Annotated in this window: 17 protein-coding genes and 1 tRNA gene; 12 read left to right on the top strand and 6 right to left on the bottom strand. The window is 37.2% G+C overall.

What is annotated here, in order from left to right; all coding sequences use genetic code 11:
- Positions 1-5 precede the first annotated feature (5 nt).
- Positions 6-1,679, top strand: coding sequence for a SusD/RagB family nutrient-binding outer membrane lipoprotein (locus JO178_RS16980; RefSeq protein ID WP_291938420.1), 1,674 nt, complete (start codon positions 6-8; stop codon positions 1,677-1,679).
- 136 nt (positions 1,680-1,815) lie between these two features.
- A complete protein-coding gene (gene argS / locus JO178_RS16975) occupies positions 1,816-3,576 on the top strand; it encodes an arginine--tRNA ligase (protein WP_291938418.1) in 1,761 nt (586 codons plus the stop codon).
- Between the two features lie 137 nt (positions 3,577-3,713).
- Here the strand turns inward: argS and JO178_RS16970 are convergent, their stop codons facing one another.
- From JO178_RS16970 to ccoN, 5 genes are all read right to left on the bottom strand, one after another.
- Entirely contained in the window at positions 3,714-4,652 is a 939-nt protein-coding gene (locus tag JO178_RS16970; protein ID WP_291938417.1) for a YihY/virulence factor BrkB family protein, read from the bottom strand.
- Between the two features lies 1 nt (position 4,653).
- Complete coding sequence (locus JO178_RS16965; protein WP_291938415.1) at positions 4,654-6,981, bottom strand: BamA/TamA family outer membrane protein; 2,328 nt, start codon at positions 6,979-6,981, stop codon at positions 4,654-4,656.
- Entirely contained in the window at positions 6,981-12,008 is a 5,028-nt protein-coding gene (locus tag JO178_RS16960) for a translocation/assembly module TamB (RefSeq protein ID WP_291938413.1), read from the bottom strand. The genes JO178_RS16965 and JO178_RS16960 overlap by 1 nt, the downstream gene beginning before the upstream one ends.
- 296 nt (positions 12,009-12,304) lie before the next feature.
- Entirely contained in the window at positions 12,305-13,192 is an 888-nt protein-coding gene (locus JO178_RS16955; protein WP_291938410.1) for a cbb3-type cytochrome c oxidase N-terminal domain-containing protein, read from the bottom strand.
- Between the two features lie 21 nt (positions 13,193-13,213).
- Positions 13,214-15,493 (bottom strand): cytochrome-c oxidase, cbb3-type subunit I, encoded by a 2,280-nt coding sequence (gene ccoN / locus JO178_RS16950; protein ID WP_291938409.1) that lies wholly within the window; start codon positions 15,491-15,493, stop codon positions 13,214-13,216.
- Between the two features lie 183 nt (positions 15,494-15,676).
- Between ccoN and JO178_RS16945 the strand changes: the two genes are divergently transcribed.
- From JO178_RS16945 to JO178_RS16920, 6 genes are all read left to right on the top strand, one after another.
- On the top strand, positions 15,677-15,970 hold the full coding sequence (locus JO178_RS16945) for a helix-turn-helix transcriptional regulator (RefSeq protein WP_291938408.1): 294 nt from the start codon (positions 15,677-15,679) through the stop codon (positions 15,968-15,970).
- Between the two features lie 291 nt (positions 15,971-16,261).
- Complete coding sequence (locus tag JO178_RS16940) at positions 16,262-19,234, top strand: ATP-binding protein (RefSeq protein WP_291938407.1); 2,973 nt, start codon at positions 16,262-16,264, stop codon at positions 19,232-19,234.
- Entirely contained in the window at positions 19,231-19,845 is a 615-nt protein-coding gene (locus tag JO178_RS16935) for a response regulator transcription factor (protein WP_291938404.1), read from the top strand. Before JO178_RS16940 ends, JO178_RS16935 begins: the two co-directional genes overlap by 4 nt.
- Before the next feature lie 176 nt (positions 19,846-20,021).
- Positions 20,022-20,852: a hypothetical protein gene (locus JO178_RS16930; protein ID WP_291938402.1), complete on the top strand. Its 831-nt coding sequence runs from the start codon at positions 20,022-20,024 to the stop codon at positions 20,850-20,852.
- 125 nt (positions 20,853-20,977) lie between these two features.
- Positions 20,978-22,399, top strand: a complete 1,422-nt coding sequence (locus JO178_RS16925) for an amino acid permease (protein WP_291938400.1) — start codon at positions 20,978-20,980, stop codon at positions 22,397-22,399.
- A gap of 296 nt (positions 22,400-22,695) precedes the next feature.
- Positions 22,696-23,328: a DUF308 domain-containing protein gene (locus JO178_RS16920; protein WP_291938398.1), complete on the top strand. Its 633-nt coding sequence runs from the start codon at positions 22,696-22,698 to the stop codon at positions 23,326-23,328.
- 106 nt (positions 23,329-23,434) lie between these two features.
- On the opposite strand, the gene JO178_RS16915 is transcribed toward JO178_RS16920, so the two are convergent.
- Positions 23,435-23,505, bottom strand: a tRNA-Gln gene (locus JO178_RS16915).
- Positions 23,506-23,605: 100 nt separating this feature from the next.
- Between JO178_RS16915 and JO178_RS16910 the strand changes: the two genes are divergently transcribed.
- From JO178_RS16910 to JO178_RS16895, 4 genes are all read left to right on the top strand, one after another.
- The gene (locus JO178_RS16910; protein WP_291938396.1) at positions 23,606-24,634 is read left to right on the top strand and encodes an AMP-binding protein; all 1,029 of its coding nucleotides are present in this window, start codon (positions 23,606-23,608) and stop codon (positions 24,632-24,634) included.
- A gap of 47 nt (positions 24,635-24,681) precedes the next feature.
- Positions 24,682-25,074 carry an alternative ribosome rescue aminoacyl-tRNA hydrolase ArfB gene (gene arfB, locus JO178_RS16905; protein ID WP_291938393.1) on the top strand — a complete coding sequence of 131 codons (393 nt, stop codon included), beginning with the start codon at positions 24,682-24,684 and terminating at the stop codon, positions 25,072-25,074.
- A 48-nt stretch (positions 25,075-25,122) separates the two neighbouring features.
- Positions 25,123-25,770: a hypothetical protein gene (locus JO178_RS16900; RefSeq protein WP_291938391.1), complete on the top strand. Its 648-nt coding sequence runs from the start codon at positions 25,123-25,125 to the stop codon at positions 25,768-25,770.
- 297 nt (positions 25,771-26,067) lie between these two features.
- Positions 26,068-26,448, top strand: coding sequence for a GreA/GreB family elongation factor (locus tag JO178_RS16895; RefSeq protein ID WP_291938388.1), 381 nt, complete (start codon positions 26,068-26,070; stop codon positions 26,446-26,448).
- Positions 26,449-26,699: the final 251 nt, after the last annotated feature.

The following is a 26,699-nucleotide window of genomic DNA, read 5'->3' as shown; positions in this document are numbered from 1 at the left end:
GAAAAATGGAAAAAAATAAAAAAAGATTAATATTGGCGTCAGCTGTTGTAGTATTAAGTTTAAATATTATTTCGTGTAATGACTATTTGGATATTAATGAGAGTCCTAATGCAGGACATATTGAAAATATAACCCCTGCTCAGGTGCTTCCAGGTGCCATCAACGAATTGTTCAGAACCCAGGGAAGTGAGGAAGGAGGAGGACGTATATATTCAATGATGACTTTTGGAAATGTAATGATGAATAGCTGGGCTACAGATGTTTATAATTATGGAGGAATATATGGAGGAGAGTATGCTTTGAGCTCTGTAAACAGTAGTTTTTATTCAGGAATTTGGAACAGAATTTATTTATATACTGCGAATCTTAAGTTAGTAGAGGATTATCCTAATACTGATCATTCTCAGGATAATTATGTAGCAATTGCTAAAATTATAAAAGCATTTTATATGCAGTATATTGTTGATCTGTATGGAGATGCTCCTTATCAAGAAGCATTTTTACGGTCCGGAAACACAACCCCTGAATACGATGATGATCAGGATATTTATAAAGCATTGATTGCAGAGTTAGAAGCTGCTAATACTTTAATAGATACTAAAAATTCTAATGCTGTAATAGCGGCTACAGATCCTGTATTTAAAGGAGATATGAATAAATGGAAAACATTTTCAAATACCATCAAGTTGAGAATGCTATTAAGAATGTCTAATGTTAGCGGTAACATGGCTGCTTACAGAGATCTGAAACTGGCGGATCTTTCTGGATCCGCTTTTATTAAATACAACGGAAGTGGTGGTGCGGATGAAAATGTTCTTAACAACCCAGGATATTCTTCCGGAAATAATGATAAAATGAACCCTTTCCTGACTTCGTATAGAGTTAATTCTTCAGGCTCTGATGTTTCGGCATATAAATACCTGTGTGCTTCTGAACATATTGCAAATTGTTTAAATGGTAATCTTATGAATTCATCTGAAACATATTATTCCAAATTTAATAATATCGTTGATCCCAGAAGATTCAGAATGTTTTCTTCTGTTACATATAATGGTATTCCACAGGTGAAAGGTATCAGACAGGGAGCTGATACAGGACAGCCTGGTGCTCTTTTAGATAATAAAAATCTATCTAGACTTGCGTTGGGTAATTTTATAGGTGATAAAACAGTGGCTACTATTAGTGAACTTATTGCAGCGGGAAATGCCAGAGGAGGAGTTGTTATGTCAGTAGCAGAGAGTGAACTTTTGCAGGCTGAAGCTGCTATCAGATATCCTTCTCTGTTTACCAATGCTGAAGACCATTTTAATAAAGCAATTGATGCATCTTGCAGGTGGCTTGGAGCAGCTACGGCAGATGTAGCTGTATATAAAGCTATCATAGCAACAAGACCAGGATTGGGATTAGGTGTAGGTTCGACCGGCCAAAAGATAGAAGCAATTATGACTCAGAAGTGGCTGGCTTTAACCAATATAAATCCTACAGAGATGTTTATTGAATACAATAGAACAGGGTACCCTGTAACTCCCATGGCTGTAACAAGTACACAGTCAAATAGACCTCTCAGATTATTTTATCCTAACTCAGAATATGCTAGTAATTCTGCTAACGTACCTGCGCTCAGTAGTGCAGATATATTTACTAAAAATAAATTTACTCCTTTCTGGAATCAAAACTAAACCCATTTTTAATCACATTCATATCATACCGCCTTCGGGCGGTTTTTTTATTTCCGTATATTTGTAGTCCAAAACAGGAGGGAAGATCCCCGGTGTTCGGGGATTGGGATCCGTCATGAAACGTAAACGTAAGAACATGAATATTAAATATATTATAGAAGAGAAACTTTCAGAAGTTATTTTAAATGTATTTCAATTAAAAGACATAAAGCTGGAAGTTCAGGAAAATAAAACGGAATTTGAGGGGGACTTTACCATTGTTACCTTCCCGTTGGTAAAACAATTAAAGAAAAATCCGGAAAGTATTGGGGTAGAGCTGGGAGAAGCCTTAACCGAGCAGACGGATTTATTTGAGAGCTTTAATGTAGTAAAAGGTTTCCTTAATGTTAAAGTGAAAAACCAATTGTTTATGGATAACTTCAGATCGGTAAGCAGTGGGTTTTCAAGCATAGAAAAGAAAAATGCTACGGTAATGGTAGAATATTCTTCTCCCAATACTAATAAACCTTTGCATTTGGGGCATATCAGAAATAACCTGTTGGGATTTTCTGTGGCACAGATTTTAAAAGAAGCGGGATATGATGTCATCAAAACCCAGATTATTAATGACAGAGGAATTCATATCTGTAAATCGATGTTAGCATGGGAGAAATTCGGAAACGGAGAAACGCCTGAAGCTACCCATACAAAAGGGGATAAGTTTGTAGGAAACTACTATGTGGAATTCGACAAGAATTATAAAAAAGAAATTGCTGAGCTTACAGAACAGGGAATAGGAGAAGAGCAGGCAAAAAAAGAAGCTCCGATGATGAAGGAAGCTCAAAAAATGCTTGTTGACTGGGAGAATGGAGATGAAACGGTAAGAAATCTCTGGGCTGAAATGAACTCTTGGGTCTACAAAGGGTTCAATGAAACGTACAAGAGACTGGGCGTAAATTTCGATCAGGTTCAATATGAAAGCAATACCTATATTTTAGGAAAAGACCTTATTCAGGAAGGGTTGGATAAAGGCGTTTTATACAAGAAAGAGGATGGTTCTGTCTGGTGTGATCTTACTGATGAGGGACTTGATCAGAAATTATTGTTACGTTCAGATGGTACTTCCGTTTATATGACACAGGATCTGGGAACTGCTGTAGAGCGTTTCAAGCAGAATGATATTCAGAAACTGATTTATACCGTAGGAAATGAACAGGATTACCACTTCCAGGTTTTATTCAAGATTTTGAAAAAATTAGGATATGAATGGGCAGATCAGTTGTATCACCTTTCTTACGGAATGGTAGAACTACCTGAAGGTAAAATGAAATCGCGTGAAGGAACGGTTGTTGATGCTGATGATCTGATGCAGGAAATGTATGAAACAGCAAAATCTAAAGCTCAGGAACTTGGAAAACTGGAGAACCTTTCAGAAGAAGATAAAGAAGCTTCTTACGAAACAGTAGGCTTAGGAGCATTGAAATATTTCATGTTAAAGGTTGATCCTAAGAAGAAAATGCTTTTCAATCCGGCAGAAAGTATTGATTTTAATGGAAATACAGGGCCGTTTATTCAGTATACCTATGCTCGTATCCAGTCCTTGTTATCTAAGGCAGACGATGTGCAAAAAGATACGGCTGATGTCATTTTGAATCAGTCGGAGAAGGAATTAACGATGCAGCTGGCCAACTTTAAAACAGTAGTGGCAAAAGCGGCAGAAACATTAAGCCCGGCTCTAGTAGCCAATTATGTGTACGACCTTGTGAAGGCATACAATTCTTTCTATCAGAATAATCCAATCCTGAACCAGGATGATGAAAATGTAAAGCAATTCCGTCTGAATGTTTCAGATCTTACCGCGAAGACCATTAAAAAGTCTTTAGAACTGCTGGGAATAGGAACAGTAAACAGAATGTAAAATAAAAAAAACCTCCTGATTTTTCAGGAGGTTTTTTTTATTAGGAGAAAGGGGTAAGCATCAAGATAATGAAGGATAAATATCAATAGGGGATATCTATATCAATATTGGCCAAAACTTACCATCTCTCTGCAGTACTACACTTCTTCTTTTTTAGCTTCCATTTGTTGTAAACTATCTGCATACAGTTTGGCCGCTGTCCATCGTGCATGTTTGGAAAGAGTGACTTTATACCCTTTTTTGTAGGTATATACTTTGGTAAATTTGGCTCCGAAAAAAATCAGCATACAGGAATAATTGATCCACATCATAATCAGAATGACTGTTCCGGCAGCTCCGAAAGCAGAGGCTGGTTTTACCTGATTGAAATAAAGACTTAACAGAAATTTTCCTAAGGTAAATAATATTGCAGTCAGGAAAGCTCCTTTCCAGACAGGTTTCCAGCTGATCAATACATCCGGAAGTACTTTAAACATAAGCGCAAACAGCAGCATCACAAGCCCGAAGCCTATGGCAAAATTCACCAGCTCAGCGACGAGGTAGGTTTCAAAACCAAAATATTGGGTAATGATTTTACTGAAAAGACTGATCAGTGAAGACAGAATCATAGTGATCATCATTAGAAAACCAAGAATAATAATCATGCCTAATGAATTGGCTCTGTCCAGTAAAAATTTAAGCAATGCTTTTTTGGGGGCAGCTTCCACATCCCAAAGCGTATTTAATGAGTGCTGAAGCTGAAAAAATAAAGTGGTAGAACCAAAAACAAGTGATCCTACCCCTATTGCTTTCATAAAAATATTTTTTTTATCAATAAGAGCACCTGCAAGCATGCCTTCAATGCTTTTGGCGACATCAGGTCCCATAATTCCGCTGATCTGAATGCTTATTTGCCCACGAATCGCTTCTTCACCGAAGAAATTTCCCAATATCCAGATAATAATAATTAATAATCCCGGAATAGAAAAAATAGCGTAATAGGCGAGACTTGCCGAATCTTTAGATGCGGAAGAATTGTTCCATTCCGTAAATGTATCTTTTAGAACATCCCAGAAAAATTTAATATTTTTAATCATCTTAAAACGGGTATCCGATGGCAATATTTAAAACAAGGTTGTCTTTTCTCCAGCTTGGGTCTCCGAAATTTATTCTATCGAAAGCCCATCTGCTTCCCTTTTCGTAATAAGGTACTCTCAAAGGCATGGCTAAATCCAGCCTTAAAATCAGGATAGAGAAATCAAGTCTCAGACCAACTCCGGCACCTACAGCAATTTCATTTAAAAAGTCTTTTGAGAATTTCCCTCCGGGTCTGTTAGGGTCGTTGTTGATCAGCCAGATATTTCCGGCATCTACAAAGACGGCAGCATTTAAAAATTTATAAAGATTGGCCCGGTATTCCGCATTCATTTCCAGTTTTATATCTCCGGACTGATCAAAATAGGCTCCCTGCTGGATCGTTCTCGGATCAAAACTTCCGGGACCTAGCGTTCTTGCACGGAAAGCTCTGATACTGTTACTCCCTCCTGAGAAAAATTGTTTAGCGAAAGGAATATATTCTGAATTTCCGTATGGATAAGCAATTCCGGCGATGAGTCGGGTAGCTAAAGAAGATTTTTCTGTAAATTTATGATAAAACCTGACATCATTTTCGATCTTGGCATATTGGCTGAAAGGAATCCCGAAGATCTCTTTTTGTTTACCTTTTTCAGCATTGGCACCTGTAACCAGCCCGGTAATATTTCCTGCAAGATCCAATGTTCCTTTATAATAAAAAGTATTGGTCCGGGGAAGCATTGTATTGGTATAGGTATAAGAATACGTAGGGCCGAAAATAAGCTGATTTTCTACAATACGCTGCATTGCAGGGTTATTAGCCGATATTGCTTTGTATTCATCCGTTACTTTCTGCGGAGAAACGAGCGTAATATCGATTACTTTCAGATCATGTTCTTTTCTTGCATTTTCTTTCCATACATAGCCAAATGAGGCCGTAAAATTATTAAGGGTATAATATTTTGTTCTGTTTTGAAATTCATAACCTAATGTGATATTGGTTCGGGGTACAAAAGCACTGGAAGACTGAAAACGGAATGGAGCTACAATTCTGGGAATTGAGAGCTGAACATTGGTTCCGGCACGGAAGATATTATTGGCATCCTGAGCACCCCCCATCTGAAAATCAAAAGCACCATAAATTGCGGCCTTAAACTGTTCGGCACCTTTGAAAAAATTTCTGTGAGTCCAGTTCAGATTCAGCTCGCTTCCTGCGTAATTGGCGGAATTTGTTCTGCCTAATGCTTCCAGACGTAAAGACTGAATTTGCCGTGGAGTCAGTAAATAATAAGCATCAAATTTATGCTGTAAAGAATCTGAGGTGATAAATTCGTTTTTTACAAATTTAAATACCCCGAGACTGATCAGCCGGTTCAGGGTAAGGTTGTGGTTGGAACGGTTATAAAGGTCCCCTTTTTTAAAATATAATGCCCTGTCAAAAATCTTCGGTTTGAATTTATGCTGTGGATCAATCACGTAAATATCATCAAAAGCATACTTGGAAAGAGAATCTTTATCCATAGGGATACGGTATTTCCCGTCTTTTACATCCTGGATATTATAATTGGGAAATACAACAACTTTATCAATACTGAATTGTTGTGTGGCCAGATCCGGTGTATTTTCCTTAAGTTTTACATTCAGCTCAACCTTATGGTTTTTACTGACTGTACTGTCAGCCTGTACGATAATATTATCAGGATGGAAATAATAAAATCCTCTTTCTTTTAATCCGTTATCAATTCTTTCCCTTTCAGATTTGATGACATCCAGATCAAAAGGCTTACCGTTTTTCAACAGCGTTTTTCCGGTTATGTTTTGAATTTCCTGATTAACAAGGCTGGAATCTTTCTGAAATTTGACGCCTTCAATAAGATATCGGGCGCCGGGCCTTACCGTATAAATTACTTTTGCTTTTTTGTTTTTGGAAACAGTATCATAGGTGGCTCGTGCATTGAAATATCCTTTGTTTTCAGAATAGTTTTCTATAATGTCTTTGTTGAATTCACGATCTACATCTCCTAATAATACAGGTTTTTCACCCATTTTATATTTCAGCCAGTAATTAAAACCTTTGTCTTTTTTAGGTTCTTTGGCAATATTGTAGAAATACAGCTTGGGGCGCATCCCCAGAAATGTAGAATTAGGTTTGGGAGTAAGATTGGCTTCCAGAGCAGATTGGAGATCTTTCTTTTCTTTTTTAGAAATCGTGTCGTTTACGATTTTCACCTCGGCACCTGTGTAAAGCATTTGCCCTTCTTTCAGAAACCTCGTATTGCTGCAGGAAACCACAGTAGCTGCCAGTCCGGAAACCAACAGGTATTTACAATAGATATGGAATGGATTACTCATTATTTAAATTCTACAACTTGATTATTTGGATTCTTCTTAGTTTTCTTTTCTTTCGATTTTTCAAAAATTTCCCGGAACTTATCATAATCCACAGTGATGATAAATCCTACCCCCGTTTCTATAATCTGCCCCTGTAGGGCTACCTGATATTCATCTTTACGATAAGCACGCAGCATATACCTACCGTCTTTTGAAAGGCTGTAATCTACAGAAACATTGCCGGCAATATTGGTCATGTTTTCATTCTGACGGGCTTCACCCTCTAATCCGAAATTACTTCCCACGGTTACTTTCAGGCGGTCATTCAATAATTTTTTACTGATATCTACATTCAGGTCCGTTCGGGTATTTTTTTGTCCGGTTGAATAATCTTCTGAAGAATCAAGACCGAAATTAAGATCCACTCCTTTGATTAAGCCTGAGGCCAGGTTATTCAGCTGTTGAGAAAGGATTTTACTTACACTCTGTCTTGCCATTGTTTCTGCAGACATTCCGGCACCACTTTCAAAAGGATTTTCTCCGATAAAACGGTTGAGAAGCAACAGAGCAAAAACCTGTTTATTCATTTCAGATTCCTGCGTTCTCAGCTGGGCCAGCTTGGCATTTACATCATCCGTTATAGTGGAAGCTACAGAGTTGTTCTTTTCGTCTGTAGTGATGTCAAAACTTATCTGAGGTTTTAGAAGTTCTCCCTTCATCTTTAATAAGGTATTGAACGGAAGCTTTTGTTTGTACTGATTCATTTGAGAAGCCGTTTTCCCGCTCATCTGCTGTTCCAGGAGATCAATGGGCGGAGCTTCCGTTTTATAAACAGCCGTAATATCCATTATCGCTGTTGTAGGTTCACCTGTCCAGGTAATAGTACTTCCTTTCTGGATATCAAATTTACGTTTCAACAGACTTACCGAAAGATCATAACTTCCTTTGTTGACCTCATAAACACCCACAAGAGTTGTTTTTCCTGAAGGATCTATGCCGCCTGTAAGTTCTGCTTCTCCCTGAAGCTGTACAAAATCTCCACTGGCTTTATCTATCACTAAGGACAGTTTTGCTTCTTTACTCACTTCAATATTCACACTTACATCCATCCCTTTGATACGACTCTTGGCATTAAGGGAGTCAGCTTTAATTGTTTTGTTTAAAACCACCTGATCCTGATCCACAAATTCCACAATGCCGTCTCTTTCCTGTAATGACGGGGTAGATTGAGGAAGAACAAAAGTGAAATCAGTATTATCTGCAACACTTAACCTGCCGTCTACTTTTGGCAAATCGAGGTTTCCGCGGATACGAAGCCCTGCATCAATGGCCAGAATTCCGTACATCATCGCGTTGTTTGATTTTTTAGAATTGACAACCTTAAAATCTTTAGCATTGACATTAAGATTAAAGGCAAAATCTCTGTACGTCTGGGTAAGGACCTGCCCGTCTACAACAAGAGCATTTCCGTCCTTATCATTGATCTTAAATGTATTGAACTCTATTCCCTGACTGGTAAAGTCTATTTCGTCATTCAGTTTTCTGAAATCACTTCCTGTTTTTGCAATTTCAAGACCGGCGTCATTGAATTTTACCTTTCCCAGAATGTTCGGTTTTTCCGTACTGCCTGTAATTTTTAAGTTTCCTGAAAGATAACCTTCCGTATTGGTGATGGCATTCATGGAGAATCCCTGGATACTCTTCATCTGAAGCTTATTGATAGCCATATTCAGATCAAAAGTACTTGAAGAAGTATTATAATCCCCAAGAATTTTTACATCATTGTTATTTCCGGAAAGAGCAATATCAGCATTTAAAATACTGGCAGAAGAATTATTTACTTTTACGGCCATATTTCCTACCGGACTTCCGTAAACAATGAGGTCGGAAATATTTAAATCGGAAGTGAAAGTCATCTTTTTCATGATATCCCTGAGCTGGGCGGTTCCGTTGATGGTTCCTCTGGCCAGAACAGTATCCTTTTTGATCAGCTCTGTAATCGTTTCAATTTTAAAATCTTTCAACGAAACATTTAAAGGACTTTCAGGAGTATGATTTTCAGACTGTAGCGAGATCTGGCTGCCTCCGTTTGATACTATAAAATGATCGGCTAATATTCCTTTACTGCTGATCTGTATTTTATTGTCTTCCGCTACATTCCAGTCTGCGTAATTCAGTTTTAAACCATTTGGATTCAGGGAGATTTCTGTAATGTCATTCAGCGATTTTGCGTTTCCTGCAATCAGGAACTGAGTGGCATCTTTATCATCCTTAGTTGTCACATTGTAATTGATGATATTATCAGCAACATCTCCGCCGATATTTATTTTTTTTAACGAGAAGCTTGAGCTTTTTAAAGCTGCCACATTTAGATTATATTGTAACGCCTGGTTTTCATTCGTTACCTTTAATGCTGCATTTTCAATGGAGTTTTCACCATATAATAACTGTGGAATCTGTCCGTCAATTTCAATTTTCTGAGAATCAGCATCATAATTTCCAAGCAGATTAATAGTTTCAAAACTTTTCAGATCCGGAACGAATTTTCTGATCAGATCATCGTTCTTCACCTTTGCAGTAAACGTAAAATGTTGTCCCGGATCAATTTTCTGTGTTTTCCCCGGTTTCTGGAACTGATAGTACTGATTGATCGTTTGTGTTAAAGCGCCGAAGATCTGGGTAAGCTTATATTTACCTTTCAGTTCTACGTCGGCAATTTGTGAGTTGAAATTAATCTGCGTGGAATCTTTTGTAGAAGACGCTTTCAGGTTAACTTCCTGTACCGGATATACTTCTTTGGTGTCTGAAAAGGCGAAATCTTTAAGATTTAAATAACCGTTCAGATTATTGGGATCCAGGCTGGTAAAATCACCATCAATTTTTCCCGCAATGATCATAGGTTTTTCATAGAATCCAAGTTTATTGACATCCAGTTTTATGACCTCACCATTTATTTTTACCGTTGGATTTTTTTCATCATAAACTCCCGAAGCGGTCAACTGCAGATCTGCATTCGGATCTTTTGAATTTAAAATAACATGATAAGCCCCTTTATTGATCTTACCTGTTAAATTCATATTCTGATAACGATAGCCTTTATATACTGCGGATGCAACATGGCCCTTCAGGTCGGCACTGGCATTTTTAAAATCAAAGCTTTCTCCCTTAGCTGAAATCTGGGCTGTAATGGCTCCGATATCTTTATTCCGGATAATTTTCCCAACTTGTATTCCCTGAAGATTCGCTTTTATATCATACAATTCATGATTTTTCCTGCGCATATCTACTTGAGCAATGACTGCTGCATTTCCTAATGTAGAGTAGAGGTTGAGGTCTGTAGTGACCATTTTAGTGGTTCCCTTAGCATTCCCCTTTACACTGAAGTGAGAAGGCAATGCAATATTGGAAGGAATTGTATTTTTAGGAACAAGATTAAAGATCGTTTTGGCTCCGGAAGAAAACTCGGTAATACGGACATCGTAATACAGCTGGCTGGGATTCATCGCATTTTTAATCTTTCCTGATGCTGCTACCCGCAACTCGTCCAGCCCTGAAACTTTCAGATCCTGAATGAGAAGGTCGTTCACACTTCCTTTTACATTAGCATTTACACTTAAAACCGCATTCGGGTATTTGTTGAAAGGAACCGTACTTCTTAAAGCAGGTGCCAGATTTAAGATATCTGAAAATCCGATTTTAGAGTTTTTAATGTTGGCAGAAACCTTTACACTTCCCGGGTTTGAAGTAAGCTGATCAATGGAATTATAATTTAAAATTACCTCATCACGGATAAGGGTTTTAGGGGTCTGAAGATAAAGGCTTTTCAGATAAGCCTCTTTTTCACCATATAAGAAATCTGTGTTGAATTTTTGAATATCCAGACCTCTCGCTTCCTGAATTTCCGCTGAATTAACTGTTCCTGCAAAGGTATTATGCTCCATTTTGAAGCTTCTGACCTCAACATTCATTTTACGGAAATCAAGATGGTTGAAATCCATACCCTGTCTGGTAGGAGCAATCGCTGTATTATGATAAGAAACCTTTACATCATTAAGGACAAGTTTTCCCAGAAGAAGACTCATAGCTTTGTCCTGATCAGTCACTTTTGAAACTTCAGGCTCCTGTGTTTTTTTCGGATTGGCATTTTGAGCCGGAAGATAAAGGTTGGCATTAATGTCTGCTCCTGAAAGAACAACATCGGCAACATTGAATGCATTATTTTCCAGGTCAAGCTTATTTACTTTTGTACTTAATTCTTTAAATATAACTTTAGCAAAAGTTTTGGTATTTTCATCACCATAATCAATATCAAAATGGGTAAGTTTAATTCCTCTCAGCCCGATATTCATCGGTTTCTTATCATTGAGGGAATCTACTTTTTTCTCCACCTTTTTGGAAACCTCTTCTACAAGCCCCTGTTTTAGTTTTAATTTTAATCCGTCCAGATTAATATCATTAACAGCATAGGTGTTTTTATTGAGATCAAATTTTTTAACCCTTGTATCAAAAGATTTGAAATAAAGGCTAATATCATTTCTGGATTGCTGGTCGTTGAAAGTAACGCCCACATCTTTTAAATTGATTTTGTCAAGAGAAATAATGAAAGGTTTTGATGGGCTTTCCTCCTTATCATTGGTGGCGAAAGCATCAATGATATAATCGAAATTGAATTTGCCATCTGGCTTTCGGACTACATGGGCACGGGCTCCTTCCAGATCTACAGAGGTAATATCTGCCGTAGACTTGATAAGTTTCAGCATATGGAGGCCTACATCCAGTTTTTTTACCGCTAACAGTGTATCTACATCCTGCCCCTTTACATAAAGATTTTCCATAACAAGACTGTTTGGAAATCCGATGTAGACTCTTTCGAGGCTCACTTTGGTTTTGATTTTTTTCTCAAGATAAACAATAAGTTTGTCCTTGATGAAGTTCTGAACGGCTGGTAGTCTTAAGCTTAAGATCAACAGGGTAAGAAAAACCAATATTGAAATAAAGGTTATTGCAATACGCCTTAAAAGTTTGCTGGTGTTGATTTTCAGTTTCAAATGCGATGAGGTTTCTAACAAAGATAATAATACTAAATTATTTACACTTTGTTGTGGTACCATTTTCGAATGCAAAAATCCTGCCTTGGCTGCCTTATTATGGAATTTTTAGTCTGTAGTTGTCAAGTGAATAGTTGAGTAAGACGAGCCAAGGTTCGGATTTTGTTTTTTAAAAAGCCCCCTTTGTATCATTTTTTAATGTTGAAAAGGTTAGTTAGCAAAAATGAAAATTCAAATGTTAATGTAGTAGTAAAGGGGGCTTGGCATGGTTTATTTCATTGAGATAATGATTTCTTTTAGTTATTTCCGTTTTCCCATTTTACCTCTTCTCCCTGTACTGCGGCACCACCTTGTGCTACGGTAATCGGAGGGGTTTCCTGGTTGATGTGATAAATATAAGCCGCAATTTTTTCTGCATCTCTTCCTGTAATAGTTCCTTCTTTGATAAATGGTCTCATCGTTGGATTGTTAGGAGAGCCGTTTTCGAGCATCCAGAAAACATTTTTGAATAAACTTTTTTCTTTAATGTTGATCCAGTGAGTGTCGGTAAGGTTGGGGCCAATTCCTCCTTTTCCTCCGTCACCATGACAGGTCACACAATTGGTTTTGAAAAGTTCCTGACCTTCTGCAATATTGTCTGCACTGTATTTTGCAGTTTCCAGATTAATTTGCGGTGCATTTTTTTCGTATTCTTCGATGGAAGCCAGCATGGTTTTGGCTTCTTTGGTATATTCTGCCTCAGGATGAGCATAGTCTGTGAAAGAAAAGGCCATCAGATAAACGACACAGAAAATACATCCGAACCAGAATAAACCGATCCACCATTTGGGAAGCGAGTTGTCAAGTTCTGTGATTCCGTCAAAACCATGATCAATAAGAATATCTTTTTCTTCAGTTACGGACTGCTTTTTGAAAGCAGAATTCCATAATTTTTGATAGTAAGGAACACTTTTATCAGCCAGGTATTGTTTTTTTTCTTCTTCGGATAATCTGCTGAAACTTTCATTTTCAATCATATCCCCGATGGAATTCATGATCATCAGAAGAATAATGGCAATCAGGATCAGTGCCCAGAAAAACGGGGAGGAAAAATATCCTGAATCACTGGCAAACATTTCAAAGGCCATGATCGTTAAACCAATCGTTGTTACGATATATATAGAAATTGGGGTTCTCGTTTTCATTGCAATACAATTTTTAAATGATTAGTCTGCGCTTGCTGTCTGGATCTGCGTTGTTTTGATATCGGTACCCAGCCTTTGCAGGTAAGCGATCATCGCTACAATTTCTCTCTGTTCAAGCGGAACATAGGCTGATCCTTTTGCCGTTTTCTCTTTTACCATCTGATCTTTTACATCCGTAGCTTCTGAATAAATTCTCTGTACGATAGCTTTTGACTGATTGTCTGCCCATTGATTGGCAGAGTCAATCTGAGCTTTTGTATAGGGTACATCAAATGCATTTTTCATCAGTTTCATTTTATCCACCATTTGTGTGCGGTCCAGTTTATTGGTGATCAGCCATGGGAAACGCGGCATGATAGAACCTGCAGAAGTAATTCTTGGGTTGTACATATGCTTGAAATGCCATGAATCAGGGTTTCTTCCTCCTTCTCTGTGAAGATCCGGGCCTGTTCTCTTAGAACCCCATAAGAATGGTCTGTCGTATACAAATTCTCCCGCTTTGGAATATTGTCCGTTTTTCCCCTCGAATCTTACCACTTCGTCACGGAAAGGTCTGATCATTTGAGAGTGACATGCATTGCATCCTTCACGGATATATAAATCTCTTCCTTCCAGTTCCAGTGGAGTGTATGGTTTTACAGCTGTAATGGTAGGAACACTTTGCTTTAATGATAATGTCGGAATGATTTCCACAAGCCCACCGATTGCTACGGTAATAAAAGCCAGTATACAGAGTAAAGTAGGAGTTCTTTCCAGCCAAAGGTGTATTCCTTCTCCTTCTTTTCTTGCCCTGCCGATATTGGCTAATGCAGGAGCTTCAGCAGGAACTTCTTTCTGGAATGAGCCGGCTTTTATCGTTTTGATCACATTGATGACCATCAGAATAGCTCCTGAAAGATAAAGGATACCTCCTAAGAATCTCATTTTAAAGTAAGGAATGATCGCAGTTACCGTATCCAGCCAGTTTTTCCATAATAATGTTCCGTCCGGATTGAATTGTTTCCACATCAGTCCCTGTGTAAATCCTGAAATGTACATCGGAACAGCATAGAAAATAATTCCTAATGTTCCCAGCCAGAAGTGCCAGTTGGCCAGTTTTTTGGACCAAAGCTGGGTTCTCCACATGATCGGTACCAGATAATAAACGACTCCAAATGCCATGAAACCATTCCATCCGAGAGCTCCTAAATGTACGTGCCCGATTACCCAGTCTGTATAGTGCCCGATTTTATTTAAAGATTTTGTCGCTAATAAAGGTCCTTCGAAAGTAGCCATCCCATAGCAGGTAACAGCAACTACAAAGAATTTAAGAATAGGATTTTCTCTCACTTTATCCCAAGCTCCTCTTAAGGTAAGAAGACCATTTAACATTCCACCCCATGATGGGGCAATCAGCATGATGGAGAATCCTGTACCTACCGCCTGAGCCCATGCCGGTAATGCTGTATACTGCAGGTGGTGAGGCCCGGCCCAAAGGTATACAAAGATCAACGACCAGAAATGGATAATAGATAATTTGTATGAAAACACAGGACGTTGTGCCGCCTTTGGCATGAAGTAATACATCAGACCTAGTACAGGAGTCGTCAATACAAATGCTACCGCATTATGACCATACCACCATTGTACTAATGCATCTTTTACACCTGCATATACAGAATATGATTTCCAGCTTGTGAATGATAGGGGAACTTCCAGATTATTGAAGATATGAAGCATTGCCACAGCAATCCAGGTAGCCATATAGAACCAGATAGCTACATATAGATGTCTTACCCTTCTTTTAGCAATGGTCCCAAACATATTGATTCCGAAAATAATCCATGAGAATGCGATCAGAATATCTATCGGCCACTCATGTTCGGCATATTCTTTAGACGTATTGATTCCCATCAGGAATGTGATTACCACACTGATGATCATCAGCTGCCATGACCAGAAATGAATCCATGATAAAGTATCACTGTACATTCTTGTTTTTAACAGCCTCTGCATGCTATAGTAGGCACCGCAGAAGAAGGAATTACAAACGAAGGCAAAAATTACGGCACTTGTATGAAGCATTCTGATTCTGCCGAAGCCCATTGCACCCTGAGTATTAATTAAACCCTGAATATTACCCGAGGCTAAACTTTTAATAGTAGTATCATCTGTACCGAATAAAAATTCAGGTAATTCCGGATAAAAAAGCATCAGTGCTGCCGTAAGTCCCAGAAGAAATCCGATGAGTCCGAATACGATTGTAGCATAGAGGAATGCCCTGACAATATTATTGTCATAATTAAATTTTTGCGTCTCCATAAATTCCAATAGTGTTTACCGAAGTGATATTTTCTCTGAAATAAGCTTATTTTCTGCTTTTTTCTACGATGAAAATAAATATCATGTAACGTGTATTATGTTTTGCCAAAGGTATTTATTAACTTTGTTGAAGGCTAATAGATAATCTTCTAAAGTATACCGAAAACTACTAAAACAAAAACGATGAAAGTATGTGGACAAAATATCAGGAAAATCCGTAGGAGCAAAGATCTTACACAGGAATATATGGCCTTTGAAATGGGAATTTCCCAGAAAGCCTATTCCGATATTGAAAATTCCAAGGTGAAGATCAATCTGGATATTCTGACAAAGATCTCTGATATTTTAGAGATTAAGCCTTCCGATATCTGCAGCATTTCCCACAAATGCGGAACGGATGGTTCTGAAGATAAATTCCAGAGCCTGCTTGAGTATCTGAAGAAAAACGATATTACCATTCCGAAAGAATATCTGTAAACCCATTTTTCTTTTAAATTAAATTTTCGTAACCTGAACGAATGGTCTCTTCTGCTGACCGGAGGTAAATCTTGCATTATTTTTTTTATTTTTCCGGAATTACCACTCTATCAGTCTGATTATAAGAAGACTTTTTCCACTCAGATCAGTGTTTTTATCAAAATGCTTTAACAGATGCGTTATTTATAAATGATTATGTAGAAAAAATTTCACATGATTGTGGAAAAATATTTACAATAATTATGATTTTCTACAATATATTTGTCATGAAATTAACGCCCGTACCACTGAATGAAACTTCTATACTTTGTTTCACTTTTATTTTTCCTATGTATCCACGGGCAAAACTATACCATCCAATGGTATAATATGGATAACGGATTGCCGCAAAACAGCATTAAAGATATCGTTAAAGACCAGTATGGCTTTATCTGGCTTTCTATGGAAGGACAGATTCTCCGTTATGACGGGGACAATTTCGTACAGTATAAAAATTTTAAACTTAAAAATTTAAGCTTCGGAGACTTCTATGGTAGTATAGAAAAGGACAGTATCGCCGTTTTCAATACTTCTGAAAAAAAAATTCTTTTGATTTCCGGCCGGAAACCCGATGTTGTAGCTGCCGACAATACATTCGAATTCGGAAGTGCTGGGAAAAATAAGATTTATAAGCGGATTGTAAAAAACAATATTACGGTAAGATATATTTCTTATTACATCAATTCCTATTATGTTCAACTGGAAGAGGGATCTTACTATTTTGAAAATAACAGTATTATTTACATTGATAAGAAAAGCAAGAAAAGAATTATCGTTGCCGGAAGCTTTCCCCGTGATCGGTTAAAAAAGATGTTTGTTCATGATAATCATTTATTCATAAGTGATCCGGCAGGAAAAAGCATGATCCGATTATACAGGGGAGAACTTTCCGAGATGAGAGTGCCTTCCGTTTACACAGATCCCGAAACTAAGATCTACTGGCAGCAGATTTCAGGACAGGTCTTCATGATCAGCCATGGGAAAATATTTACCAGCGAATTCTCTGAAGGAAAGTTAAAGCTTACCTATCTACTGGAATATAAAGATATTGATAAGGATATTTCCGGAGCAATGTTCTATGATAAAATAACCCGTAAACTTTATATAGGAAGTTCCATCAAGGGGCTTAAAATTCTTAGTCTTTCGGATTTTTCCGTTTCGAGAAAAAAATTGCCTTATCAGGATGAGGTCTGTTATGCCGCCATTCCTTACGGGAATAGTTCTATTCTTAGCCAGGAAGGAATCAGATATGATAATACCGCTTCAGAAAGAATTTTCAAGGCATCCCAATCTTATGATAAACGCTATATCCTTGAAGATAATTCCGGAAACTTGGTGTACAGGGAAAATAATTCCATTCACATCAGATATAAAAACACCGGCTTTACAACATACGATTCTATTGCTTTTAAAGGGAAAGAGATAGACGGGTTATATAAAAGCAACGGGCTGTATATGGCATCTGTCGTACAGGGAAAATTGTCTTATCTCTATATATTTAATCAGGATCATTTTAATGCTGTTAGCAGAATTATTCCTTGTGAAGATAATATAGATGCTGTTTTCAGATACAATAAAGACCTTCTTTATATGGGGAGCAGCGGTGGAATTTATGTCTACTCCCTTTCTCTGAACAGGATAGTCAATCAGATTGGGAAAGGTCTTCCTGTAAAACAGATCATCAGAACAAAAGACGGAAATATCTGGTTTACCACTTACAATAGGGGGATTTTTTTAGTAAAAGATCAGAATGCTGTAAAAGTTCCGACCGATAAAAATGATTTTCTGGCAAATGCTCATTATCTGTTGGAAGATGCCCATTCCAATTTGTGGATATCGTCCGATAACGGATTATTTAAGGTGAATAAAAATGACCTCCTGCACTACATGAAAATTCCAAAAGGACTCATGACCTATTATCGGTATACCAAAAAACAAGGTCTTTTAAATAATGAATTCAACGGAAGTGCGAATCCCTGTGCGCATAAGCTGGCAGACGGGCAATTTGTATTTCCTTCTATGGAAGGATTTGTATTTTTTACCCCGGGCAATATCAGGAATTATTACCCTAAAGCTCATGATATCTATCTGGAAAGAGCCAGGGTAAAAGGGAAAATGATCAGATTGAAGGATAAGCTTTTTCTGGAATGTGGGTATAAAAATGCAGAAATTTATATAGATATTCCATACTATTCCGATTTGGAAAATATCTATCTTCAGGCCAGACTCTCAGACAGTGATGATAATCCGTGGATACATATTAAAAGTGACAGAACATTCAGGCTAGCCCATGTTGACCCCGGAACGTATCATCTTTTGGTACGGTTTTTATCTTCTGAAACAGGAAAATTTGTTTATAAAACACTTCCTGTAGAAGTGGAAGCTTATTTCTATCAGACTCTTCTTTTTAAAATGATGATCGTCTGTATCCTTATATTGGTTGTTTTGGTGATTATTCAGATTAGGACCAATTTTTTAAGATTAAAAAATAAGGTGCTGAAAAATTCACTGGATCATAAAGATAAAGAACTACGGGCAACGAATGATAAACTTAAAAATGAATCCGATTATCAAAAAAAGCTGGTAGAAAGCATTAGCCATGATATTACCACACCGGTTAAATTTATAGCACTTCTTTCGCAGGAGCTTACCCGGTCTGAAGATCCAAAAGCTCAGAAGAAATATTTTGACAGCATTTACAAAACCTCAGAGCAGTTGTATAAATTTACCCTGAGCCTTAAAGAATATACTGAGCTTTACAAACAGGAAAATACAGAGCAAGAAGAATATTCCGTGTATGATTTGATTGAAATCAAAAAATTATTATTTGAAGAAATAGCAATACAGAAAAACACATTTATTTACAATTTCTGTGATCATCAGTTAAAAATTAAACTTAATAAAAATATTCTTCTTGCGGTTTTCCATAATATTATAGATAATGCAGTAAAAAATACAACAAACGGGGAAATTACAATTACATCGGTATCTACAGAATCACATATAGAAATCAATATTGCCGATACGGGAAGTGGGATGTCCGATGAACAGATGATCTATTATTCCGGGCTTTTTCAGAAAAAAGGGAATGAACATGTGATTTTTAAAAATTACGGATTAGGATTACATATGGTTGTCCAGCTGGTAATGAAGATTAATTCCGAAATGACTTTTCATAAAAATACCCCGAAAGGAACAATCATTAAAATTCTTATTAAGATATGACAAAAAAAATACTAATTGCAGATGATCATCATGTGGTGAGAGTCGGTACTGCTTTGATTTTGGAGAAAAATTTTGATCATTTTGAAATAGATTTTGCTGAGACATACGGTGAAGTGAAACAGAAAGTCGAAACTCAAAAATTTGATCTGGTCATTCTGGATATTGAACTTCCAGGAAGTATCTTCAAATCGATGGTAAAAGAAATTAAAAATAGAGATGAGGATACTCCGGTTTTGATTTTTACTTCTTATAAAGAAAGTATTGCCATGCAATATATTGAAGAAGGAGCGAATGGTTTTTTAAACAAGCAGAGTGATCCTGAGGATTTCGTGAAAGCGGTAGATGCTATTTTTAAAGACGGATATTATTATACCCCGGAAATTATGAATGAAATCATGAAGGGGATGAAAAAGAAAAAACCGGTTGAGGTTCTGTCAGAAAGAGAATTACAGGTTTTTAATCTTTTGGCTAAAGGAAACGGTAATCTGGAAATTGCCAATCTGCTTCATATTGAGGAATCTACGGTTGGTACCTACAAAAGGAGAGTTTATCAGAAGCTAAAGATCACCAATCTGGTAGAACTGCTTGAGATTTATAACGAAATCCATTAGTATTCTTCTGCTATGTCATAAAATCATGACATTGTTGTGGAAAAATGTGTACAGGGTCTTCTGGGAACTATTTATTTATCGCGGTAAGTTTGTGAAAATAAAACTAACGGCAGATAAGTAAGAATGCTTTGTTTAATGCCGGTGGTAAGTTTTCCTTAGATTCTAAATACATTTTTATGAGAAAAAGTTTACTTTTCATTGTTGTACTGATTGGCTCGAATCATACAATGAATGCTCAGGTTGGTCTGAATACTCCCAATCCGAAAGCAATGTTTCATCTGGACGGAAAAAAAAATAATGAAACATCAGGAAATGTAAGTCCTGCCAATCAGGCGGATGATGTCGTAATGACAGCCAACGGCTATGTGGGAATAGGAAATAATACACCCGCAACAAGTTTAGATATCAAAACAACCGGAACTTCAACAACTCCGGTACCGGGAATAAAAATAGCAGACGGAGCCCAAAATGAAAATTATGTACTGACTTCGGATACCGACGGAAACGGATTGTGGAAACCGGTAAGATTAACTGTTGTACGAGGGGTAAACGGACTGGGCATCAACATTCCTTTTACCAGTACGGCAGGTACCTATATCTACACAGGGTCTTATATAGCTTTGCCGCCCGGTAAATGGCTGGTTACCGTACAACAGCTTGTCAATCCTTCCGGAGCATTGCTGACCGGAGATCAGTGGATGTGGCTGAGGACCAGTTTTTCAGATGATCCCAGCCTTGTTGTAGGAGGTACGGCAACACCTTCGCTTGATCTTACTTCCGACGGACCACGCTTAGTAAGCGGACTGATACAGGGGCCCACTTCGGCCATTACCAGATTTTCTATTATCCAGGGAAGTTTAGTGATTAATAATTCTTCAGGCGCAGTGAAAACCTACCGGTATATTGCAGGAGATAATACCATTTCCGGAGTTCAGGCAGGTACATCTTTCGACAGATTCGGAGGGGACTGGAGTGAAAATATTATTTATGCAGTTCCTACCAATTAAGTAATCGTATCAAATTAAATAAAAAACCGGTTATGCTCATTCATTCGTGAATTGTCAATTTACCCCATGGAATGTGAATTTCTCTCAAAAGTTTTTATATATTTAGCGACCGAATAATTCATTCAATGAGCAACGAAAATAAAACAGGACAAAACGAGACTTTAGTTAGAGGATTAACAAATCGACATATACAATTAATAGCCCTTGGAGGTGCCATAGGAACAGGGTTGTTTCTGGGAATAGGACCTGCCGCAGTACTCGCCGGACCATCGGTTATTTTAGGGTATGCATTAGCCGGAATTATTGCCTTCTTTATTATGCGTCAGCTTGGTGAAATGGTAGTTCAGGAACCGGTTTCGGGGAGTTTTAGCTACTTTGCCTATAAATATTGGGGAAACTTTCCGGGGTTTGCTTCCGGATGGAACTACTGGATTCTCTATATTCTGGTAAGTATGGCAGAACTTACAGCCATTGGTCATTATATTCATTTCTGGTGGCCTGAAATTCCTCTCTGGGTATCCAGTTTATTCTTTTTTATAGTGATTAATGCCCTCAATCTTGCTTCTGTAAAAGTATATGGAGAAACGGAATTCTGGTTTTCCATTATTAAAGTAGTTGCCATTATTGCCATGATTATTTTCGGGATTTATCTTTTAATAAGCGGAACAGGAGGGGAAAAAGCGAGTATTACCAATTTATGGAATGACGGCGGATTCTTCCCGAAAGGTTTATTTAATAAAACAGAAAGCGGATATTCAGGGTTATTTGCTGCCATGGCTATGATCATGTTCTCCTTCGGAGGGCTGGAACTGATTGGAATTACTGCAGCAGAAGCAAAAAATCCGGAAAAAACCATTCCGCAGGCAACCAATCAGGTGATTTACAGAATTCTGATTTTCTATGTAGGAGCCTTAGTGATTCTATTTTCTTTAAGCCCGTGGAGAGATATTACCGAAGGGTCCAGCCCGTTTGTGATGGTTTTCCAAAACCTGAACGGACTTGAATTCAGTCTTTTCGGCAAAATAATCCAGTTCAACACTTTGATTGCCAATGTTCTTAATTTAATTGTTTTAACAGCCGCTTTATCGGTATATAACAGTAGTGTTTACAGTAACAGCCGCATGCTTTTTGGGCTTGCTCAGCAGGGAAATGCTCCGAAGTTTCTGAAAAAACTCAATAAAAATTCTGTTCCTACCAATGCTATTATTGTCTCTTCCTGCTTTGCGGGAATCTGTATAATCATTAATAAAATAGTGCCGGAAAAAGCTTTTGAATACTTAATGGCTTTAGTAGTATCTACGTTGATCATTAACTGGCTGATGATCTGTTATACCCACTTAAAATTTAAAAAATCAATCCGTAAAGACGGAATTCTTTCCAAATTTCCATCTATATTTTTTCCTGTATCCAATTATATTTGTATCGCTTTTTTAATTCTGATTTTAGGATTAATGAGTATTACAGGAATGGAAATCCAGGTTATTCTGATTCCTGTCTGGGTAGGTTTCTTATTTGTGATGTATAAACTTTACAAGCCTAAGGAATAAAATAAAACAAATTTTACACTATTTTAAAAGATGAAGATCATAATGATTTTCATCTTTTTTATTTTTCGAAGCTTTCTGTTTCCGGCTGTAGACCGCAGGGGGAAGAGAAGAATTAAAGGCAAGTCTCTTTTTTCTGTCGAAAATTATTCGCAAAAAACATCCTGAATTCAGTTCTTTTTCATAAATTAGAGTGAATGATATTTCAAATTGAAGTGAGAATTGTCGTTTTTCTTGAAAATATATGCGGACAAGCCGAACACCGTACTACAAAGTAGGCAATATTAAAAAACACACCTATGGCCAATTTATTTCAAACACTTACAAACTCTGTTAAACACTGGTATATTCCGTTGATCTTTGGGATTTTATTTCTGATCTGCGGTTTTTATGTATTCAGTGTACCACTGGCAACCTATGTGACGCTGTCTATATTCTTCAGCGTTTCATTCTTATTCTCCGGTATTACGGAGATTTTCTTTTCCATACAAAACAGTAAATCTCTGCAGGGCTGGGGCTGGTTTCTGGTAAGTGGGCTGCTTACTACTGCAATAGGGGTATATCTGATTGCTTATCCGCAGATTTCAATGTCTATTCTTCCGTTTGTAGTAGGATTTACTTTGTTATTCCGCTCATTTCAGCTGTTGGGATTCGCCTTTGATCTGAAAAGCATGCGAATCATGAGTTGGGGAAATGTAGCCCTTGCCAGTGTGGGAGGCATTATATTTTCTTTACTGCTTATATTTAATCCCGTATTTACAGGGATTTCTCTGGTTACGCTGACCGGAGTATCTTTTATCTTTATGGGAATCGCGTCTGTTATGCTGGCCTTAGATCTGAGAAAGGTTAAAAATATCCCTGGAAAAGTAAGTCAGGAATTAAGAGATAAAATAAAATCCATACAAGATGAAATTGATGATCTGAAAAAATAACCGATATACCTGTTCCGATAGAAAGAGACCTCCTGTTGAGGTCTTTTTTTATGAATTAAATAGCTCTTACAGAAAACAAAAACCATCCTTAAAAAAGGATGGTTTGTAGACTCACAGGGATTCGAACCCCAGATGACTGAACCAAAATCAGTAGTGTTACCGCTACACCATGAGTCTCTGTTTGTTTTAGTGGTGCAAATTTACAGCTTTTTTCTTTATATACAAGAACTTTTTGATTTTTTTTTTAAATTTACTGTAGATTTTATTTACGGAAAATATGCTGATAGACTTCAATAATCTCAATATTAATAAATTATCTTTCAAAACAGAATTTGAAAAAAAAGTGAAAATCTTTTTAGAAGAATGGTATTCCGAAGGTACCACTGTAAATGTGCAGACTTCAGGCTCTACCGGAGTTCCCAAAGTTTTCGGAATCGAAAAAAAGAAAATGATCAATTCTGCAGTCATGACCTGCAATTTTTTAGGATTAAAAGAAGGGAATACCGCATTACTATGTCTGCCGGTAGAATATATCTCAGGAAAAATGATGGTGGTACGTTCTATTCAGAGGAAAATGAAATTAATAATTACAGAACCTTCATTAGCGCCTGTTGAAAATTTGGAAACAGAAATCGACTTCTGTGCGATGACTCCTCTTCAGGTAGAAAATTCACTGGATCAGCTTCACCTGATTAAAAACCTGATTATTGGAGGAGCTGCGGTTTCCGAAAGTCTGAAAACAAAAATTCAGCAAATGAACCTGAGTGCTTCCAATCAGATTTTTGAAACTTACGGAATGTCTGAAACACTTTCTCATATTGCGCTAAGACAACTGATGCCTGAACAGGAAGATTATTTTACAGTTTTTGAAAATGTATCCGTTTCTTTAGACGAAAGAGAATGCCTGACAATTTTTGCTCCTGCTGTGAATGATGAAGTGCTGAAAACTAATGATTTAGTTGAGATTAAAGAAGGCGGACAGTTTAAATTTTTAGGAAGAATAGATCATGTGATCAATTCAGGTGGCGCGAAAATTTTTCCGGAAACTTTAGAAGCTTTCGTCAAAAAAGTAATCCCTAATGAAGCCCTGTTTTTAGGAATTAAAGATGAAAGCCTGGGACAAAAGCTGATACTCATCATCGAAGGAACAAGATCGGAAGATATTTTGAATAAAATCTCAGAGATTAGATTTGAGAAAAGCTTTCATAAGCCGAAAGAAATTATTTTTATAGATGAAATTCCAAGGACTCCTAACGGAAAAGTAAGCCGCATGGAACTGTATCAAAAGATAGCTAACAATGTGTAGTTTTCTTCTGACGGGCTTTGCCCTCCTAATTTTCAAAATCCAATACAATGAAAGACTTTTCAAAAGAGCTCAGCTTTAAAACATCCAGAAGCAGCGGGGCCGGCGGACAAAACGTCAATAAAGTAGAAACCGCCGTAACCGTCCTCTGGAAAGTGGCGGAATCAGAATTTTTCAGTGAAGATCAAAAAAAAATAATTCAGGATAAACTTAAAAACAGAATAAATGCAGAAGGTATTTTATTTCTTAATGTTTCCGAAAGCAGGACCCAATTAATGAATAAAAATAAAGCGATTGAAAAAATTATTGAACTTGTTGATAAAGCTTTAATTATACCTAAAAAGAGAACGGCAACCAACCCTTCAAAAGGCCAAAAACAAAAAAGACTGGACAATAAGAAAAAACTCTCTGATAAAAAAGAAAACAGACGTTTTAAATTTTAATTGGCTCCTTACGCAGAAAGTTTTATTTTTGGCGAAATTTTCAAAATAATGATAAAAAAACTAATACTATTAGGAGCTATTTCGGGTTCTTTGCTTTCTTTTGCCCAGCAACAAAAAATTTCAATCATGCCATCTGTGGGATATGCATGGAGAGTGGCTGAAACACCATCCGGCCTTTCCAGAGAAGAAAAAGACTATGTCAAAGGACTAAAAAACGGGGTTCATTTCGATATTTCAGCCTATTATAATCTGAGAAGTGTGGGAATCGGATTTAAATTTTCCAACTATAATGCCTCTAGCAACGGATGGATCTCAGGATTTGATAACAATGGAACTATGGTTTCCGTTCCGGTTTCAACCAAAGATAATATCACGTTCTTCGGGCCTTCTGTTATGTATTCCAACTACAATGAGCCTACAAAGCATAAGTTATTTGTGGATTTAGCACTTGGAGTAATTTCTTATACAACAAAAACAGGAAGTATAAAAGGTACAGGTTCAAACCTTGGTCTGGATGCAGGTTTTGGTTACCAGTACGAAGTTTCCAAAAATTTTATGATTGGTCCTAAAGTAGGTATTACGGGAGGTACCCTGAACAAAATGAAATTTAACGGAATGACTTACGAGTTTGGAGATAATGAAAAAGAGGGGTTAACCAGAATTTCTCTGAGCGCAGCTGCCACATTCCGATTTTAAGTTCTATCTTTGTTAGAATTAAAACAAAATATAATGACAGCAACCATCTTTTTATCAACGATACGCCGACCAGCGGGATTGTTGCTGTCTTTACTTTATTTACATACAGATTCCTTTCTGAAAAGTTCTAAAGACTTTATTAATTAAGCCCTGTCAGGATCCAAGACAGGGAATATTCCGGATTTTTATATTAATTATTTTATTGCAGTTTTCTATCCATGGAAGAAGCTAAGTAGGCTTGTATTCCACATTGGATCATCGGAGAATACTGCCTTCTAATTTTTAAAATTGAAAAAAATGTCCGATCATATTATTGTAACCACAGGAATTTATGATGCTATCAAAGATACATTGAGAAGAAAAAAAGTAAGTATAGGTGAAGAACAAAGACTTACTGAAGAACTCAGAAAGGCAAAACAGGTACTAAGAAGAGATTTGCCTGCAGATATCGTGACTGTGAACAGAAAAGTAGCGCTAAAGGATCATACTCAGAATTTTGAACATGAATATATTTTTGTGCCTTCCACACAGGAAAAACTGAAGAAAAATAAACATTCCATTCTTTCGGATATTGCCCTTGCTGTAGTAGGCTATAAAGTAGGAGATGTCATCAACTGGCCTTTCAGAAACGGAGAAAGAAAAATTGAAATTCTTAGGGTAGAAATCTGGGAAGGATAAAGCTGAATTACAATGAAAACGTGGCTCACTCGAGCTGCGTTTTTTTCATGGGCTACAAATGCACGAATAATTGTATCTAAGATAAAGAGTGCTCTTATTTTAATAAGTAGCCATAAGAAAATCCGCACATTGAGGATAAAATATAATGGATACTTTTGTATTCTCTGGCAACAGAGTCTAAGATTTTCATTTAACAAATGATAAAAAAAGACCCCTGTGTCACACTTTCTTCAAGTGCCTTGACTGCATTC

The sequence above is a fragment of the Chryseobacterium sp. genome, from assembly GCF_019236175.1.
In the GTDB taxonomy this organism is placed as follows: Bacteria; Bacteroidota; Bacteroidia; order Flavobacteriales; family Weeksellaceae; genus Chryseobacterium.
The sequence above is the reverse complement of the archived record's forward strand: the minus strand, read 5'-3'. Positions and strand labels throughout refer to the sequence as shown.

Excerpts from the sequence above, each read along its gene's own strand:
- JO178_RS16970 (WP_291938417.1), bottom strand. The coding sequence starts at position 4,652 with ATGATTAAAAATATTAAATTTTTCTGGGATGTTCTAAAAGATACATTT.
- JO178_RS16980 (WP_291938420.1), top strand. The coding sequence starts at position 6 with ATGGAAAAAAATAAAAAAAGATTAATATTGGCGTCAGCTGTTGTAGTA.
- JO178_RS16895 (WP_291938388.1), top strand. The coding sequence starts at position 26,068 with ATGTCCGATCATATTATTGTAACCACAGGAATTTATGATGCTATCAAA.
- ccoN (WP_291938409.1), bottom strand. The coding sequence starts at position 15,493 with ATGGAGACGCAAAAATTTAATTATGACAATAATATTGTCAGGGCATTC.
- JO178_RS16955 (WP_291938410.1), bottom strand. The coding sequence starts at position 13,192 with ATGAAAACGAGAACCCCAATTTCTATATATATCGTAACAACGATTGGT.
- JO178_RS16920 (WP_291938398.1), top strand. The coding sequence starts at position 22,696 with ATGGCCAATTTATTTCAAACACTTACAAACTCTGTTAAACACTGGTAT.
- argS (WP_291938418.1), top strand. The coding sequence starts at position 1,816 with ATGAATATTAAATATATTATAGAAGAGAAACTTTCAGAAGTTATTTTA.
- JO178_RS16930 (WP_291938402.1), top strand. The coding sequence starts at position 20,022 with ATGAGAAAAAGTTTACTTTTCATTGTTGTACTGATTGGCTCGAATCAT.
- JO178_RS16940 (WP_291938407.1), top strand. The coding sequence starts at position 16,262 with ATGAAACTTCTATACTTTGTTTCACTTTTATTTTTCCTATGTATCCAC.
- JO178_RS16900 (WP_291938391.1), top strand. The coding sequence starts at position 25,123 with ATGATAAAAAAACTAATACTATTAGGAGCTATTTCGGGTTCTTTGCTT.
- arfB (WP_291938393.1), top strand. The coding sequence starts at position 24,682 with ATGAAAGACTTTTCAAAAGAGCTCAGCTTTAAAACATCCAGAAGCAGC.
- JO178_RS16910 (WP_291938396.1), top strand. The coding sequence starts at position 23,606 with ATGCTGATAGACTTCAATAATCTCAATATTAATAAATTATCTTTCAAA.
- JO178_RS16925 (WP_291938400.1), top strand. The coding sequence starts at position 20,978 with ATGAGCAACGAAAATAAAACAGGACAAAACGAGACTTTAGTTAGAGGA.
- JO178_RS16945 (WP_291938408.1), top strand. The coding sequence starts at position 15,677 with ATGAAAGTATGTGGACAAAATATCAGGAAAATCCGTAGGAGCAAAGAT.
- JO178_RS16965 (WP_291938415.1), bottom strand. The coding sequence starts at position 6,981 with ATGAGTAATCCATTCCATATCTATTGTAAATACCTGTTGGTTTCCGGA.
- JO178_RS16935 (WP_291938404.1), top strand. The coding sequence starts at position 19,231 with ATGACAAAAAAAATACTAATTGCAGATGATCATCATGTGGTGAGAGTC.